The sequence below is a fragment of the Pseudooceanicola profundus genome, assembly GCF_054919315.1.
Map to the genome: position 1 here is coordinate 327,897 of NZ_CM142898.1, position 14,216 is coordinate 342,112.

General features: G+C 69.0%; 10 protein-coding genes. 4 read left to right on the forward strand and 6 right to left on the reverse strand.

The genetic code is table 11. The features are described from left to right. The first annotated feature begins 9 nt into the window (after positions 1-9). The 3 genes from ACX9MO_RS01510 to ACX9MO_RS01520 all read left to right on the forward strand — a co-directional run bounded on the left by ACX9MO_RS01510 (position 10) and on the right by ACX9MO_RS01520 (position 6,892). On the forward strand, positions 10-1,290 hold the full coding sequence (locus ACX9MO_RS01510; RefSeq protein ID WP_462213289.1) for an O-acetylhomoserine aminocarboxypropyltransferase/cysteine synthase family protein: 1,281 nt from the start codon (positions 10-12) through the stop codon (positions 1,288-1,290). A gap of 242 nt (positions 1,291-1,532) precedes the next feature. Next, the gene (locus ACX9MO_RS01515; protein ID WP_462213290.1) at positions 1,533-4,421 is read left to right on the forward strand and encodes a hypothetical protein; all 2,889 of its coding nucleotides are present in this window, start codon (positions 1,533-1,535) and stop codon (positions 4,419-4,421) included. Between the two features lie 590 nt (positions 4,422-5,011). Then, positions 5,012-6,892, forward strand: coding sequence for a monovalent cation:proton antiporter-2 (CPA2) family protein (locus tag ACX9MO_RS01520; RefSeq protein ID WP_462213291.1), 1,881 nt, complete (start codon positions 5,012-5,014; stop codon positions 6,890-6,892). Between the two features lie 159 nt (positions 6,893-7,051). Here the strand turns inward: ACX9MO_RS01520 and cobT are convergent, their stop codons facing one another. Beyond that, on the reverse strand, positions 7,052-8,062 hold the full coding sequence (cobT, locus tag ACX9MO_RS01525) for a nicotinate-nucleotide--dimethylbenzimidazole phosphoribosyltransferase (protein ID WP_462213292.1): 1,011 nt from the start codon (positions 8,060-8,062) through the stop codon (positions 7,052-7,054). A gap of 66 nt (positions 8,063-8,128) precedes the next feature. On the opposite strand from cobT, the gene cobS reads away from it, so the two are divergent. Further along, positions 8,129-8,896 carry an adenosylcobinamide-GDP ribazoletransferase gene (cobS, locus tag ACX9MO_RS01530; RefSeq protein ID WP_462213293.1) on the forward strand — a complete coding sequence of 256 codons (768 nt, stop codon included), beginning with the start codon at positions 8,129-8,131 and terminating at the stop codon, positions 8,894-8,896. 65 nt (positions 8,897-8,961) lie between these two features. Here cobS and ACX9MO_RS01535 read toward each other — a convergent pair whose 3' ends face one another. The 5 genes from ACX9MO_RS01535 to ACX9MO_RS01555 form a co-directional block, all read right to left on the reverse strand. Beyond that, on the reverse strand, positions 8,962-9,471 hold the full coding sequence (locus tag ACX9MO_RS01535; RefSeq protein WP_222494911.1) for a CarD family transcriptional regulator: 510 nt from the start codon (positions 9,469-9,471) through the stop codon (positions 8,962-8,964). A 354-nt stretch (positions 9,472-9,825) separates the two neighbouring features. After that, positions 9,826-10,164: a ferredoxin FdxA gene (gene fdxA, locus ACX9MO_RS01540; protein ID WP_222494913.1), complete on the reverse strand. Its 339-nt coding sequence runs from the start codon at positions 10,162-10,164 to the stop codon at positions 9,826-9,828. A 51-nt stretch (positions 10,165-10,215) separates the two neighbouring features. After that, positions 10,216-10,575 carry an RNA-binding S4 domain-containing protein gene (locus ACX9MO_RS01545; RefSeq protein ID WP_462213294.1) on the reverse strand — a complete coding sequence of 120 codons (360 nt, stop codon included), beginning with the start codon at positions 10,573-10,575 and terminating at the stop codon, positions 10,216-10,218. 41 nt (positions 10,576-10,616) lie between these two features. Continuing rightward, complete coding sequence (locus ACX9MO_RS01550) at positions 10,617-13,565, reverse strand: helicase-related protein (protein WP_462213295.1); 2,949 nt, start codon at positions 13,563-13,565, stop codon at positions 10,617-10,619. Positions 13,566-13,595: 30 nt separating this feature from the next. Continuing rightward, a complete protein-coding gene (locus ACX9MO_RS01555) occupies positions 13,596-14,144 on the reverse strand; it encodes a tetratricopeptide repeat protein (protein ID WP_315900545.1) in 549 nt (182 codons plus the stop codon). Between the last annotated feature and the right edge of the window lie 72 nt (positions 14,145-14,216).

The window sequence follows — 14,216 nt, forward strand, 5'->3', positions numbered from 1 at the left end:
AGGTTCTTCATGTCTTACGGTTTCGACACCTTGCAGATCCACGCTGGCGCCCGGCCCGATCCGGCGACCGGCGCGCGGCAGACGCCGATCTACCAGACCACGGCCTATGTCTTCCGCGACGCGGATCACGCGGCGGCGCTGTTCAATCTTCAGGAAGTGGGCAACATCTACTCCCGCCTCACCAACCCCACCGTCAGCGTGCTGGCCGAGAGGGTCGCCACGCTGGAGGGCGGCGTCGGCGCGGTCTGCTGTTCCTCGGGCCATGCGGCGCAGATCCTCGCGCTCTTCCCGCTCATGGGGCCGGGACGCAATGTCGTGGCCTCGACCCGGCTCTACGGTGGCACGGTCACCCAGTTCAGCCAGACCATCAAGCGCTTCGGCTGGTCCGCCAAGTTCGTGGATTTCGACGATCTGGACGCGGTAAAGGCCGCGATCGACGATGACACCCGCGCGGTGTTCTGCGAATCCGTCGCCAACCCGGGCGGCTACATCACCGATCTGGACGCCGTCGCCGAAGTGGCGGACGAGGCCGGCCTGCCGATGATCGTCGACAACACCTCGGCCACGCCCTACCTCTGCCGCCCGATCGATCACGGCGCGACGCTGGTGGTGCATTCGGCCACCAAGTACCTGACCGGCAACGGCACGGTGACCGGCGGTGTCGTGGTGGATTCGGGTCGTTTCGACTGGTCCGCCTCGGACAAGTTCCCCTCGCTCTCGGCTCCGGAACCCGCCTACCACGGCCTGAAGTTCCACGAGACCTTCGGCCCGCTGGCCTATACCTTCCACGGCATCGCCATCGGCCTGCGCGACCTCGGCATGACGATGAACCCGCAGGGCGCGCATTACACGCTCATGGGGATCGAGACGCTCTCGCTGCGCATGGCGCGCCACGTGGAGAACGCCGTAAAGGTCGCCACGTGGCTGGAGACCGATCCCCGCGTCACCACAGTGACCTATGCCGGGCTGCCCTCCTCGCCCTACCACGACCGGGTGGCGCGGATCTGTCCCAAGGGCGCGGGCGGGCTTTTCACCTTCGGCGTGAAGGGCGGCTACGACGCCTGCGTCAAGCTGGTGGACAACCTCGAGATCTTCTCTCATGTGGCCAACCTCGGCGATACCCGGTCGCTGATCATCCATCCCGCCTCCACCACGCACCGGCAGTTGACTGCAGAGCAGCAGAAGGCGGCTTCGGCCGGACCGGAAGTGGTGCGCGTCTCCATCGGGATCGAGGATGCGGACGACCTGATCGCCGATCTCGACCAGGCGCTCGCCAAGGCCACCGCCTGACGCGATACGGGGCGCCTGCCCCCGCGGGGATGCTGCGACGCGGCATCTTCCGCCGGGGGCAAGCGCTTCTCCTGACGGGAAAACCTCGGATCAGAAATGCGGCAGCGCGGGTGGCGGCTGTTCGCCCTCGCCCCCTTGCTGGCGGGTGTTTTACTTTTCCTTGAACCTCCCGTGTATTAAGCTTTCGCACGATGGCGGCCCCCTGCGGGGCCGTATGTGGTAACTGGTTCGGGACCCCCTGCATGAAACCGAATTTCGCGCTGTCCCTCTCTGCCGATGGCATCCGCCTGATGCAGCGGTCCTCGCCCGGATGGCTGCTGGTCGGCGACGTGTCGCTGGACGAGGCGGACCTTGACGCGGCCTTCGGACAGCTGCGCCGCGATGCCGCCCTGCTAGAACCCGATCAGCAGGTCTGCAAGCTGCTGCTGCCCAATGACCAGATCCGCTACCTCACGATCCAGACCGCCCCGGCCTCCGAAAGCGCGCGGCGCGAGGCGGTGGAAGCCGCGCTCGACGGGGCGACGCCTTACGACCTGCACGAGTTGGTCTATGACTACGTGATTGCCGGCGGCGAGACCCATATCGCCGCCGTCGCCCGCGACACGCTGGACGAAGCCGAGGATTTCGCGCAGCAATACGGCTTCGACGCGCTGCGCTTCACGGCCATCCCGCCCGAGGGCGCCTACCGCGGGGAGCCCGACTTCGGCCTGACCCGCACCGCACCGCGGCTTCTCCCCGCCGGAGAGACCGCCGAGGTCGACGCGCTGCCGGTCCGCGTGCTGGGACAGGCACGCCTTGAGGCGGAAGCCACGGCGCAAGGGGCCTCCGTATCGGAGGCGGCCAGTGTCGCGACGCCTGCCACGACGCCGGACGCCGCTGCGCAGGATGACACGTCGCATGACGACGCATCGAACGCGCCGTCCGCCCCCGCTGCGGCGGTCGCCACGCCCCTGCCCGAGACGACGGGTGCCGAGTCCGCCGAGGTCGAGGCCCCCGCCTTCACCTCGCGCCGCACCGCACCGGCAGAGGCTCAGCCCGCGGCCGAGACAGGCAAGGCCGAGGGCACCAAGGACCTCTTCGACACCCTCGATGCCGAGGACAGCATAGCGCCCAAGCTCGACCTTGCCGCCGCGCACCGCGAGGCCGGGGCGAGCGAAGCGCCGCTTGCCGCACCCGACACCGCTGCCGAGGCGGGTCTCCCCGTGCCGGAGCACAGCCCGGCCCCCGACGCCCGCGCCGTGAAGGCCGCCGTCAAGGCGCCGAGCGCCGATGAGAGCCGCGCCGCCTCGATCGCCTCTCTGCGGCCCGAGAAGGCCGCCGAGCCCAGCGATACGCCACGCGATGACGACGCGCCGGAGCGCCCGCGCGGCCTCCTTGCCCGGCTCGGCCTCGGCCGCGCCCAGCGTGCCGAGAGCGCGCCTGCGGAGACGCCAATGGTCCCGGAGGCCCCCCCGGAAGCACCGGCGCGGACGCCCAATCCGGCGCTCGAGGCCCTCGCGGCCTCCCAGCGCGACCGCCACGGCGACAATCCGGGCCGCGCGCCCTCCGGCGAGGACCGGCAGACCTCCGTCGCGCCGCCGGTCTCTGCACCGCGCCCCGGCGCCGCCTCCGGCGCACCTACCGTCTCGCCCTCCGCCCCGATCACCGCGCCGGCTGCTGCGGCCTCGGCCAGCCTGGGCTCTGCCACGCGCCAGTCGCCCCGCGACGAGGCCGACCGGATGACCGTCTTCGGCGCCCGCGCCGGCGGCACCGCGGCCCACCGCCCACGCTACATGGGTCTGTTCCTGACCGTTGTCCTCCTGCTGCTGATGGCCGGTGTCGCGGCCTGGGCCGGCATCTTCTCGGACAGCGCCCTCTCGGCCCTCTTCCGCCGCAACGAGGCACCGGCCGCCGTCGCCGCCACGGAGGCCCCCGCGCAGACCGCAGCCCTTGCCCCCACGGCGCCCCCCTCCGCGGACCTCTCCGCCCCGGCAGAGGACGAGACGGAGGCGCCCCGCGCCCGCGAACTCGCCGCCCTGCCGACCCCGGAAGAACAGGCCGAATCCGAGGAGCCCGTCGCCACCGCCCCCGACCTCGCCGCCCTGACCGGCGCCCTGCGGGAGCAACCGCCGACGATCCGTGCCGTGCCGCGCGATCCGGCCCCGCAGGCGCAGTTGCAGGCCCAGGACAGCGCCGCGGCCACCGCGACCTATGCCGCAACCGGCATCTGGCCGCAGGCCCCCGACAAGGCGACGCCGCCCCCGGCGCCGACGCTCTCGGACCTTTACGTCGCCTCGATCGACGCGGGCGTGCCCAACCTCGACGCGATCGCGCTGCCCCTGCCCGAAGGGATCGACGCGGACCAGCGCCCGGCCACGCCCCTGAACCCGCCCCCCGCCGGCACGCAGTTCGTGCTCGACGACCGCGGGCTCGTGGTGGCCACCCCGGACGGGGCGCTGACCCCGGCAGGCGGGCGCGTCTATGCCGGCGCCCCGTCACTGCTGCCGCCCGCGCGTCCGGCAGAGACCCAGATTGCCGCCCTCGTGCCCGGCGTCCCGCGCACCATCGGCGGCGTCAACCTTGACGCCTTCCGCCCCCGCGTCCGGCCCGACGGCCTGCAGGAGCGGAACGAGCGCAGCGAGTTGGGCGGCTTCACCCGCAACGAACTGGCCGGCTTCCGGCCCCGGGTCCGCCCCGCCCTGCCCGAGCCGCGGCAGGAGACCGAGGAGAACGCGCCGGGCACCGAGTTCGCCGTCGGCGCCTCGCTCTTCCCGCGCGCCCGCCCGCAGGACTTCTCCACGCGCGTGGCGGCGGCCCAGCAGGCCCCGGCCACGCCGCAGGTCAGCGCCGCGGCTGCAGCCGCCACCGCCGCTCCGGTGCGCACCGCCGCCCCCTCGATCCCGTCGAGCGCCTCCGTCACCCGGCAGGCAACGCTGAAGAACGTGATGCGGCTGAACCAGATCAACCTGATCGGCGTCTACGGCCAGCCCTCGGACCGCCGGGCGCTGATCCGGCTGTCGAACGGGCGCTACCGCAAGGTGCAGGTCGGCGATTCCATCGACGGCGGCCGGGTCGCCGCCATCGGCGACAGCGAGTTGCGCTACGTGAAGCGCGGCCGAGACGTGATCCTGCGGATGCCCACCGAGGGGTGATCTGCGCCGTCATTGCCGGGACAGAGACCCTCGGAGGCCCATGGAGGCCTGCCCGGCAAGCCTGACCGGACCTAAGCCTGATCCGAACGCATGGCCCGAGGCGGACAGGACGCAGGCAAGCGGGCCCTCCGGTGCCCGCGTTTGTGGCTCCGCGGCTCACAGCGAGACCGGACCGGCCAGCGTATCGAACGGATCGCGCGGATCGCGGACCAAGCCGCCGGGACGGGGATCGGTCCGCTGCGGCGCAGGGGGATCACCCGGCCTTCCGAAGGACCTGCGGTTCGCCACGCCATCAAACCCCTTCGGTCCCGCGCCCCGCGCAGCGTCTGTGCGCCGCATGCGGCGACCGGCCCGCGATTAGCACTGGAATTCCGCCCGCCCCTGCGAAACACTCGGTAGGCGGAATTTTCACGCCGAACGCACGATGTTTTTCATGTCCCGTACTCGCAGGCGCGACGGAGCCGATTATATGACGATCCCGACACATAGACGATAGCGGCGCCCTACCGCCCCCATGGCGGGCGGCTCCTGCCCGTTCCCTCCCCTGCAATCCCCACGCACCTCCGGCGCTCGACCCTCAAGGACCCCCGATGGAAGGCTTTCTCTACCAGGCATCAATCTACCTGCTGGCCACGGTGATCGCCGTGCCGATCGCCGCGCGCATGGGGCTCGGCTCGGTGCTGGGCTACCTTGCGGCGGGCATCGTCATCGGCCCCGTGCTGGGCCTCGTGGCGACGGATTCCGAGGGGCTCCAGCATTTCGCCGAATTCGGCGTGGTGATGATGCTCTTCCTGATCGGGCTGGAGCTGGAACCCCGGGCGCTCTGGGACATGCGGCACCGGCTCATCGGCCTTGGAGGGCTGCAGGTGGTGGTGACCACGCTGGCGGTGACCGGGACGCTGCTGGCGCTGAACTATTCCCTCAATCACGCCCTCGCGATCGGGCTGATCGTGGCGCTCTCCTCCACGGCCATCGTGCTGCAGACCCTGTCCGAGAAGGGGCTTATGCAGACCGGGGGCGGGCGATCCGCCTTCTCGGTGCTGCTGACGCAGGATATCGCGGTGATCCCGATGCTGGCCTTGATGCCCCTGCTGGCCATGGGCGCCCCCTCGACGGTTGCCCAACCGGACGGTTCGCTCGAGGCGCTGTCCCACGCGGAGGGCGTCCCGCACGAAGCCATGTCGCTGGTGGCCGGCCTGCCCGGCTGGGGCGTGACGCTGGTGACGCTGGCCGCCGTCGCGGCGGTGATCCTCGCAGGCGTCTACCTGACGCGGCCGCTCTTCCGCTTCATCCACCTCGCGCGGCTGCGCGAGATGTACACCGCCTTCTCCTTGCTCATCGTGATCGGCATCGCCTTCGTGATGAACCTCGTCGGCCTGTCGCCCGCGCTTGGCACCTTCCTCGCCGGCGTGGTGCTGGCCAACAGCGAATTCCGGCACGAGCTGGAAAGCGATATCGAGCCCTTCAAGGGGCTGTTGCTCGGGCTGTTCTTCATCACCGTCGGCTCCGGCATCAACTTCTCGGTGCTCTTCGGGGATCCGCTGGTCATCGTGGGCTTCGCCCTGGGGCTGATGGCGCTGAAGGGGGTGATCCTCTATGCCCTCGGCCGCATCTTCCGGATGCGCGGCCGCGACCTGTGGCTCTTCACGCTGTCGCTGGCACAGGCGGGGGAATTCGGCTTCGTGCTCGTCTCCTTCTCGCGCCAGCAATCGGTGCTGCCCGATGCCATCGCGGAAAGGGTCCTCCTTGTGATCGCCCTGACCATGCTGCTTACGCCGCTCTTCTTCATCCTCTACGAGAAGATCTCGACCCGCCTGAACGACGGGCGCGAGCCGCTGGAGGCCGATAAGATCGACGACGAGGGGCCGGTGATCATCGCGGGCATCGGGCGTTTCGGACAGATCGTGAACCGGCTGGTCGAAAGCTCGGGCTTCAAGACCGTGGTGCTGGATCACGACATGGAGACGATCGAGGTCATGCGCCGCTTCGGCTTCAAGGGCTACTTCGGCGATCCGACCCGCCCCGACCTGCTGCACGCCGCGGGGCTCGACAAAGCCCGGGTGCTGGTGGCCGCAATGGACAGCCCCGAGGCGACCACGCGGCTTGTCACGTACGCCCGCAAGGCGCGGCCCGATCTGCACATCATCGCCCGCGCCTATGACCGGACCCACACCTATCAGCTCTACCGTGCAGGCGCCGACGACATCGTGCGCGAACTCTTCGACAGCTCCCTGCGGGCCGGACGCTACGTGCTGGAGCAGATCGGCCTGAGCGAATACGAGGCGGCGGAAGCCGAGGCGACCTTCTACCACCACGACCGGAAGGCAATCCGGGAGCTGGCGGAGCTCTGGGATCCGAACGTGCCGACGACCAAGAACAACGAGTATATCGACCGCTCGCGCGAGCTGGACAAGGACCTCGAGTCCGCGCTTCTGGCCCAGCTTGCGGCCCGGGATCGGGACGTGGCCTGAGAGCGGCACAAGCAAGTTCTGAGGAACAAGCGAGCGGCGCGAGGCCGACTGGCAGAGATCGGCCTCAGGGCGCGGCGCGACGACAGGCAGCCCAAGGCCGTGCGGCCCGGGTCGGCGGCGTGGCTCGCCGCTGCCGCGCCGGGCGTGTCGTGACGCCGGTCAGCCCGCGCTCACCCCCGCCTCGCCGAAGGTCGCCATGCCCGACAGGCAGGCCACCGCCCCGCGCAGGATGTTCGCCGCCAGTGCCGCGCCGGTGCCCTCCCCCAGACGCATCTGCATCGAGAGCAGCGGTGTCTTGCCAAGCTGCGCCAGAAGCGCGCCATGCCCGGCCTCCGCGCTCACATGTCCTGCGACCGCGTGGTCGAGCGCCGTGGGGGACACCGCCCGCAGGCAGGCCGCTGCCGCACAGCAGATGAACCCGTCGAGGATCACCGGGATGCCTTCGACCCGCGCCCGCGCCATGGCGCCCGCCATGGCCGCGATCTCGCGCCCGCCGAGGCAACGCAGCACCTCCAGCCCGTCGCGGTCGCCGTGCAGGGCCACGCCGCGGGCCACCACGTCGGCCTTGATCGCGAGCCCGGCATCATCGACGCCGGTCCCGCGGCCGACCCACTCCTCGGCCGCGCCGCCGAAGAGCGCGCAGGCGATGGCCGCCGCCGGGGTCGTGTTGCCGATGCCCATCTCGCCGGTGATCAGCAGGTCGGCCGTCGCATCCACCGCCTCCCAGCCGATCCGCAGAACCTCCAGCACCTCGGCCTCGGACATGGCGGGGGCCGCGGTGAAATCCTGCGTCGGATGGTCGAGCTCGATGGCATGCACCGACATCCGCGCCCCGGCCACGCCGGCCAACTGGTTGATCGCGGCGCCGCCGGCCTCGAAATTGGCGACCATCTGCACCGTCACCTCTGCCGGGAAGGCCGAGACGCCCTGCGCCACGACGCCGTGATTCCCGGCAAAGACCAGCACCTGCGGCGCCTCCAGCACGGGCCGCGCCCGGCCCTGCCAGCCCGCGTACCAGATTGCGAGGTCTTCGAGACGGCCAAGCGCGCCGGGCGGTTTCGTCAACTGGCCATTGCGGGCGGCGGCCCCGGTCAGCGCGTCCTCGTCCGGACCGGGCGCGGCGCGCAGCGCCTCGCGAAGCGATTGAAGATCCCCCGGAAACTGCGTCATCACTTGCCTCCCGCACGTAAACACTCCAGCGTGTCTAGCGGACAGCGGCGGAGGAGCAACCGGGAAGTGAAGAATACCGTATCGCCCGACTGGCGCGACATTCCGGCGGCGCTGGCGCTGCTGACCCGCCTGCCCCTGCCCGCCTCCCTTGCCCGACACTTCGACCGGGGTGCGCAGGCGGCATGGGCCTACCCGCTGGCCGGTGTCGCGGTCGCGCTCGTCGGCACGCTCGCGGCAGTGCCGCTCCTCGCCTTCGGCCTGCCGGCCGGGGCCGCAGCCCTCACCTCTCTGGCGGCCATGGTCCTCGTCACCGGGGCGCTGCACGAGGATGGGCTGGCCGATGCCGTCGACGGCTTCTGGGGCGGCTGGACCCGCGAGCGACGGCTGGAGATCATGCGCGACAGCCGGATCGGCAGCTACGGGGTGATCGCGCTGGTGCTGTCGCTGCTGGCGCGGTGGTTCGCGCTGACCTCGATCTGGGCCCTGCCCGGGCTGCTGCAGGCGATCGGGGCGCTGATCACCGCGGCCGCGCTCAGCCGGGCGGTGATGCCGGTGCTCATGGCCACCCTGCCCCATGCCCGCAGCGACGGCCTGTCGCGGCAGGTGGGCCGCGCGCCCTCCCACGCGGCCTGGCTCGCCGTGCTGCTGGCGCTGGTGATCGCGGTGATCTGCTCCGGCGCGGAGGCGCTTGGCGCCGTCATCGTCGCGCTGCTGGCCGGGGTTGCCGTCAGGTGGCTGGCCCGCAGCAAGATCGGCGGCCAGACCGGCGACATCCTCGGCGCCGGGCAGCAACTGGCCGAGGTGGCCGTGCTCTTCGCGCTGATCCCGACCTGAGGACAGCCCATGAAAAAACCGCGCTCCGAAGAGCGCGGTTTTCGCAAATCTCGTAACGGGCCGGATCAGGCCGCGCGCGACACCAGCACGTCGTCCACCTTCTTGGCGGCGGCCACTTCGTCGCCACCGGTCACGGCGGCCACTTCGCGGGTCAGGCGCTCGAGCGCGGCTTCATAGAGCTGACGCTCGGAGTAGGACTGCTCGCGCTGATCGTCGTTGCGGTGCAGGTCGCGCACCACTTCGGCGATGGCGATCAGGTCACCGGAGTTGATCTTCTGTTCGTACTCCTGGGCACGACGCGACCACATGGCGCGCTTCACCTTGGCCTTGCCCTTCAGGGTCGTCATGGCCTTGGACACCACATCGGGGCTCGAGAGCGAGCGCATGCCGATTTCGGTGGCCTTGTTGGTGGGGACCCGCAGGGTCATCTTGTCCTTTTCGAAGGAGATGACGAACATCTCCAAGGGGATCCCGGCGATTTCCTGGCTTTCGATCGAGATGATCTGACCGACGCCATGGGCCGGATACACAACATAGTCGTTCGGGCGGAATTCGGATTTTTTCATTTTGCTCATGCAATCCTTCCTCATGAAACATGCCCGTCTCCGCGGCCCCCAACCCGATGGGGTACCACGGCCTTTCAAGACAACAGGTCAGCCGACGCCACGGCTGTGGCCTCGTCTCACCGATATGATCTGTCAGGTTTATAACCCGCGACGGCAGCTGACGCGGGGTGATCTACAGGCAGGCTTCCTCATTTGCGAAGACTACCCTACCACAAAAAACGCCGTCTCGGAAGAGGATCGGCGCTGCGGTGCAGGAGAGACCGGGCGGAACATGGCCCAATCCCCTGTCATTTCGAAGAAAATCCTGGTTGTTTGCGCGCTAACGGATCGTGCCGCATCTGCGCGATACGGCTGATTCGAGGTTCAGCCGCCCTCGCCCGGGGTCTCGGAGAAGTATTTCTCCAGTTTGCCCGACTCACCGTCACGCTCTTCGTAGCCCGGCAGCGGGTCCTTCTTGGTCACGAGGACCGGCCAGAGCTCGGCGTACTTGCGGTTGAACTCGACCCATTTCTCCATGTCCGGCTCGGTGTCCGGGCGGATCGCGTCAGCCGGGCACTCGGGCTCGCAGACGCCGCAGTCGATGCATTCGTCCGGGTGGATGACCAGCATGTTCTCGCCTTCGTAGAAGCAGTCCACGGGACAGACTTCCACGCAATCGGTGTATTTGCAGGCGATGCAGTTGTCGTTGACGATATAGGTCATTTCAGTCCTCGGACGTCGTTCTCAGAGGGGGGAGTACCGCGCGTGCCGGGATCATTCAAGCGTCCGGAGGCGATCAAGATCGAGTTTCCTGCGCTCGCGCTTGGTGGGGCGAGAATTGCCCTCGATTCGGGCTATGGGCGGAACCTCCTCCTTCGGCTGGGGCGGTTCCAGATCGGTGTAGAGCGCCTGCGCCTCGCTGGCCGGACCGCGCCGGGTGCCGAGCGCCTCGATCCGGATGACCCGGACCTGCCCGCCATAGGCGAAGGTCAGAACGTCCCCCGGCCCCACCGCATGGGCGGATTTCGAGACCTTCTGGGAATTCACGCGGACATGACCGCCGCCGACAAGCTCGGCAGAAATCGAGCGGCTCTTCACGAAACGCGCCTGCCAGAGCCATTTGTCGAGGCGCATCCGGGGCCGTGCGGCCCCGGACGAGGATGTGTCGGACCCGCTCAGTTCTTGTCCTTCAGCCCCATGAGGGCTGCGGCGAAGGGGTTGTCCGGATCGATCGGCTTTTCCTTGCGGGGCGGACGGGCCTCGTAGGTCTTGGGACCCGCGTCGCGCGGCTTGCCCTTGCCCTTGGCGCCGCGGGGCCCCTTGTCGCCACGGGGGCCACGATCACCACGACCTTCGCCACGGTTTTCGCCGCGGGGCTTGCCACGGTTGCCGCCGTCACGGCCCTCGCGGGCGCCCTGCCCCTGCTGGCCGCCACGGCGCGGGCCGCGGTTGGCCTGCCGGTTGCGGCCCCAGGTGAAGGTGTAGAACACCTCGATCTCGGGCGTGGCATCGGCCTCGGCGGCATCGCCTTCAGCTGCGGCGGGCGCCTCGGCCGTTTCGGCCGGTGTCTCCTCCGCCACGGGCTCTGCCGGGGTCTCGGCGAATTCAGCCGGAGCCTCGGTCGTCTCGACGGGCGCCTCGGAAGCCTCTGCCGCTGCCCCCTCTGCGGGGGCCTCGGTGGTTTCAGCCGCTGCCGGGGTCTCGGCCGTCTCGGCGGCGGCCTCTGCGGGCGTCTCCGGGGCGGGCTTCTGCTTCTCGCGCTCGCCCTTCTCGGCCTTGTAGCCCAGACCCTGCATCAGGTCGGCGAACTGCTCCAGCGTCATGCCGGTGATCGAGAGCATGTCGGCGGTGGCCTCGAAGCCCCCGCGGCTGTCCTGACCGCGCAGCAGGTCGGCGAGACGTTCCAGCATGTCGATGCGGATCGCGCGCTCCCCGGCGGCACGGTAGCCGGCCATGGTGTAGTAGCCCTCGGGCGCGTCGGCGGCGGCGGGAATGGTCACCAGACCCGGCGGCGGCGCTTCAGGAAACTCCTGCAAGCCCTTGGAAAGAGACCACAGAACCAGCCGCAGCCGGGTCGGCTTGGGCTTCAGGATCAGCGGCATGAAGACGGTGAACTGGCCAAAGCGCAGCCCGTGCTTGCGCAGCGCGCCCCGGGCATTCTGGTCCAGCGACTTGACCTCGTCGGCCACCTCGCCGCGCGGCAGGACGCCGAGGCCCTCGACCATGCGGAAGGCAAAGCCACGCGCCAGACCGGTCAGGGTCTCGTCCCGCTGCAGGTTCAGCAGCGGCTCGAAGAGCGCGGCCACCTGGCGGTCGATGAAGTGCTGCAGACGGCGTTCCACCTTCTGCGCCACGTCCGGGCCCGCTTCGTCGTCGACGAAGACCTGAACGGTGGGCTTCATCGGTTCGGACCCGGCCACCAGCTTGCCGACGGCCTGGTCGCCCCACATGAGGCCACCCTGTTCGGTGAAGTCGATCTCGGTATCGGGCGCGTTGTAGAACCGGTCTGCGCGCAGGTGGAAGTGCGGCACGAGCGCCTGCACCGAGGCCTGACGCAGCGTCTTGGCCTCCTGACCTGTCGCATCCTTGTCCTGCCGGAACCGGAAACCTTCGAGACGGCCGACGAATTCGCCCTCTACCGTCACTTCACCCTTGTCATTCACTTCGGCCAAGAGGGCCTCCTTCTGCTTGAGCCGCCGGAGCAGGACTGACGTCCGGCGGTCCACAAATCTCTGCGTCAGGCGCGCGTGCAGCGCGTCCGACAGGCGGTCTTCTACAGCGCGCGTTTCCTCGCGCCAATGACTTTCGTCCGAAACCCACCCGCTACGCTGCGCGACATAGGTCCATGTGCGAATATAAGCCAGCCGTTTCGACAATGCATCAATATCGCCGTCAATACGGTCAATTCGGCGGATCTGCCGCGCCATCCAGTCATCGGGGATGCGCCCGCTTTCATGGAGGAATTCATAGATCCGCCCCAGAAGGCTTGCGTGCTCGGCATGGCTGATACCGCGGAAATCGGGGATCCGGCACACATCCCAGAGCAATTTCAAGGCATTGGGAGAGGACGCGCGGGCCATGACCTCGGCTTCGCGGGACAGATTCTTGAGCACGGCGAGGTCATCTGCCTCGCGCGCCTTCATCAGCAACTCGTGCTTCGGGCCTTCCTCCAGCGAGGCGATCAGCCGGTCCAGCGATCCGAAGTTGAGGCTCGGGTTCCGCCACAGGAGTTTGCGCACCGGCGCGAAGCGATGCTCCATGATCGCCTCGGCCACCTCCTCATCGAGGGGCGGCGCCTCGCCGGTGACCCCGAAGGAGCCATCCTGCATCCCCCGCCCGGCCCGGCCGGCGATCTGTGCCAGCTCGTGCGGGAAGAGATGCCGCATCCGGCGGCCGTCGAACTTCGACACCGAGGAGAAGGCGACGTGGTTGATATCGAGGTTGAGCCCCATGCCGATGGCATCCGTGGCCACGAGGTAATCCACGTCGCCGTTCTGGTAGAGCTCCACCTGCGCATTGCGCGTCCGGGGGCTGAGCGCGCCCATGACGACCGCCGCGCCGCCTTTCTGGCGCCGGAGCAGCTCCGCGATGGCATAGACATTCTCGACCGAAAACCCGACGATCGCGCTGCGTGCAGGCATCCGGCTTATCTTTTTCGAACCTGCGTAGCTCAGATGGCTCATCCGCTCGCGGCGCAGGAATTGCGCCTGCGGGACCAGCTGCGCGATGGTCGGGCGCATGGTGTCGGAGCCGAGGAAGAGCGTCTCATGGGTGCCGCGCGCCCTCAGCAGACGGTCGGTGAAGACATGCCCGCGCTCCGGATCGGCGCAGAGCTGGATCTCGTCGATGGCGAGAAAGTCGGGCCCCATGCCCTCGGGCATCGCCTCCACCGTACAGACCCAGTACTGGGTCCGAGGCGGCACGATCCGCTCCTCGCCCGTCACCAGCGCCACGACCGAGGGGCCGCGCGCCTTCACGATCCGGTCATAGACCTCGCGGGCGAGCAGCCGCAGGGGCAGCCCGATGACGCCGGTGCGATAGCCCAGCATCCTCTCGATTGCGTAGTGAGTCTTGCCCGTGTTGGTCGGGCCAAGGACCGCGGTGATCCGCCCTTGTTCGGCCATCGCTGAATGCGTCCGTTCGTTTCGCCTGGATCAGATCTCGGTGCCGTTGACCGGAATGTCCAGACGCTGGATGCCTTCTTCGGCAGGTTCATGTGTCGGATACAGTTCCAGCACGCGCTCGTAGAGGCCATAAGCCTCCTCGACCGCGCCGGTCTGCTCGGCGATCACGGCCAGTCCGAAGATCGCTTCGAAGTGATCCGGGTTCAGGGCCAGCGTATGCTCCAGCGAGTCGACCGCAAGGCCCAGTTCGCCCTCGGCATAATAGGCCTGCGCGCGGCCGTGCCAGCCTTCGGCGAACTCCGGTGCATGGTCGGTCAGGGCCGAGAAATGCCCGATCGCCTCGTCGAGGTCCTGCGTCTCCAGCGCGTCGCGGCCACGTTGCAGCAACAGGTCCATGGAGGGCGAGCCGGTGCGGCTCCACTCCAGTCCCAGCTCGCGGGCGATCCGCTTGGCATCGGTCGGGTCGGCGTCGTGCAAGTCCTGAAGGAGCTGCTCGGACGATTCGGCCCCGGCGGTCTGGGCGACTGCCGCACCGGAAAGACCCGGCGTAACAGCCCCCGCGGCCAGAAATGCCGCCACGATATAATTGAGATGTGATGTTGACGCGCTCATAACAGGTCTAAATGTAGCGTGCTCTGAGCCGATTGGGAC

Excerpts from the sequence above, each read along its gene's own strand:
- ACX9MO_RS01550 (WP_462213295.1), bottom strand. The coding sequence starts at position 13,565 with ATGGCCGAACAAGGGCGGATCACCGCGGTCCTTGGCCCGACCAACACG.
- ACX9MO_RS01510 (WP_462213289.1), top strand. The coding sequence starts at position 10 with ATGTCTTACGGTTTCGACACCTTGCAGATCCACGCTGGCGCCCGGCCC.
- fdxA (WP_222494913.1), bottom strand. The coding sequence starts at position 10,164 with ATGACCTATATCGTCAACGACAACTGCATCGCCTGCAAATACACCGAT.
- ACX9MO_RS01545 (WP_462213294.1), bottom strand. The coding sequence starts at position 10,575 with ATGCGCCTCGACAAATGGCTCTGGCAGGCGCGTTTCGTGAAGAGCCGC.
- ACX9MO_RS01515 (WP_462213290.1), top strand. The coding sequence starts at position 1,533 with ATGAAACCGAATTTCGCGCTGTCCCTCTCTGCCGATGGCATCCGCCTG.
- ACX9MO_RS01520 (WP_462213291.1), top strand. The coding sequence starts at position 5,012 with ATGGAAGGCTTTCTCTACCAGGCATCAATCTACCTGCTGGCCACGGTG.
- ACX9MO_RS01535 (WP_222494911.1), bottom strand. The coding sequence starts at position 9,471 with ATGAGCAAAATGAAAAAATCCGAATTCCGCCCGAACGACTATGTTGTG.
- cobT (WP_462213292.1), bottom strand. The coding sequence starts at position 8,062 with ATGACGCAGTTTCCGGGGGATCTTCAATCGCTTCGCGAGGCGCTGCGC.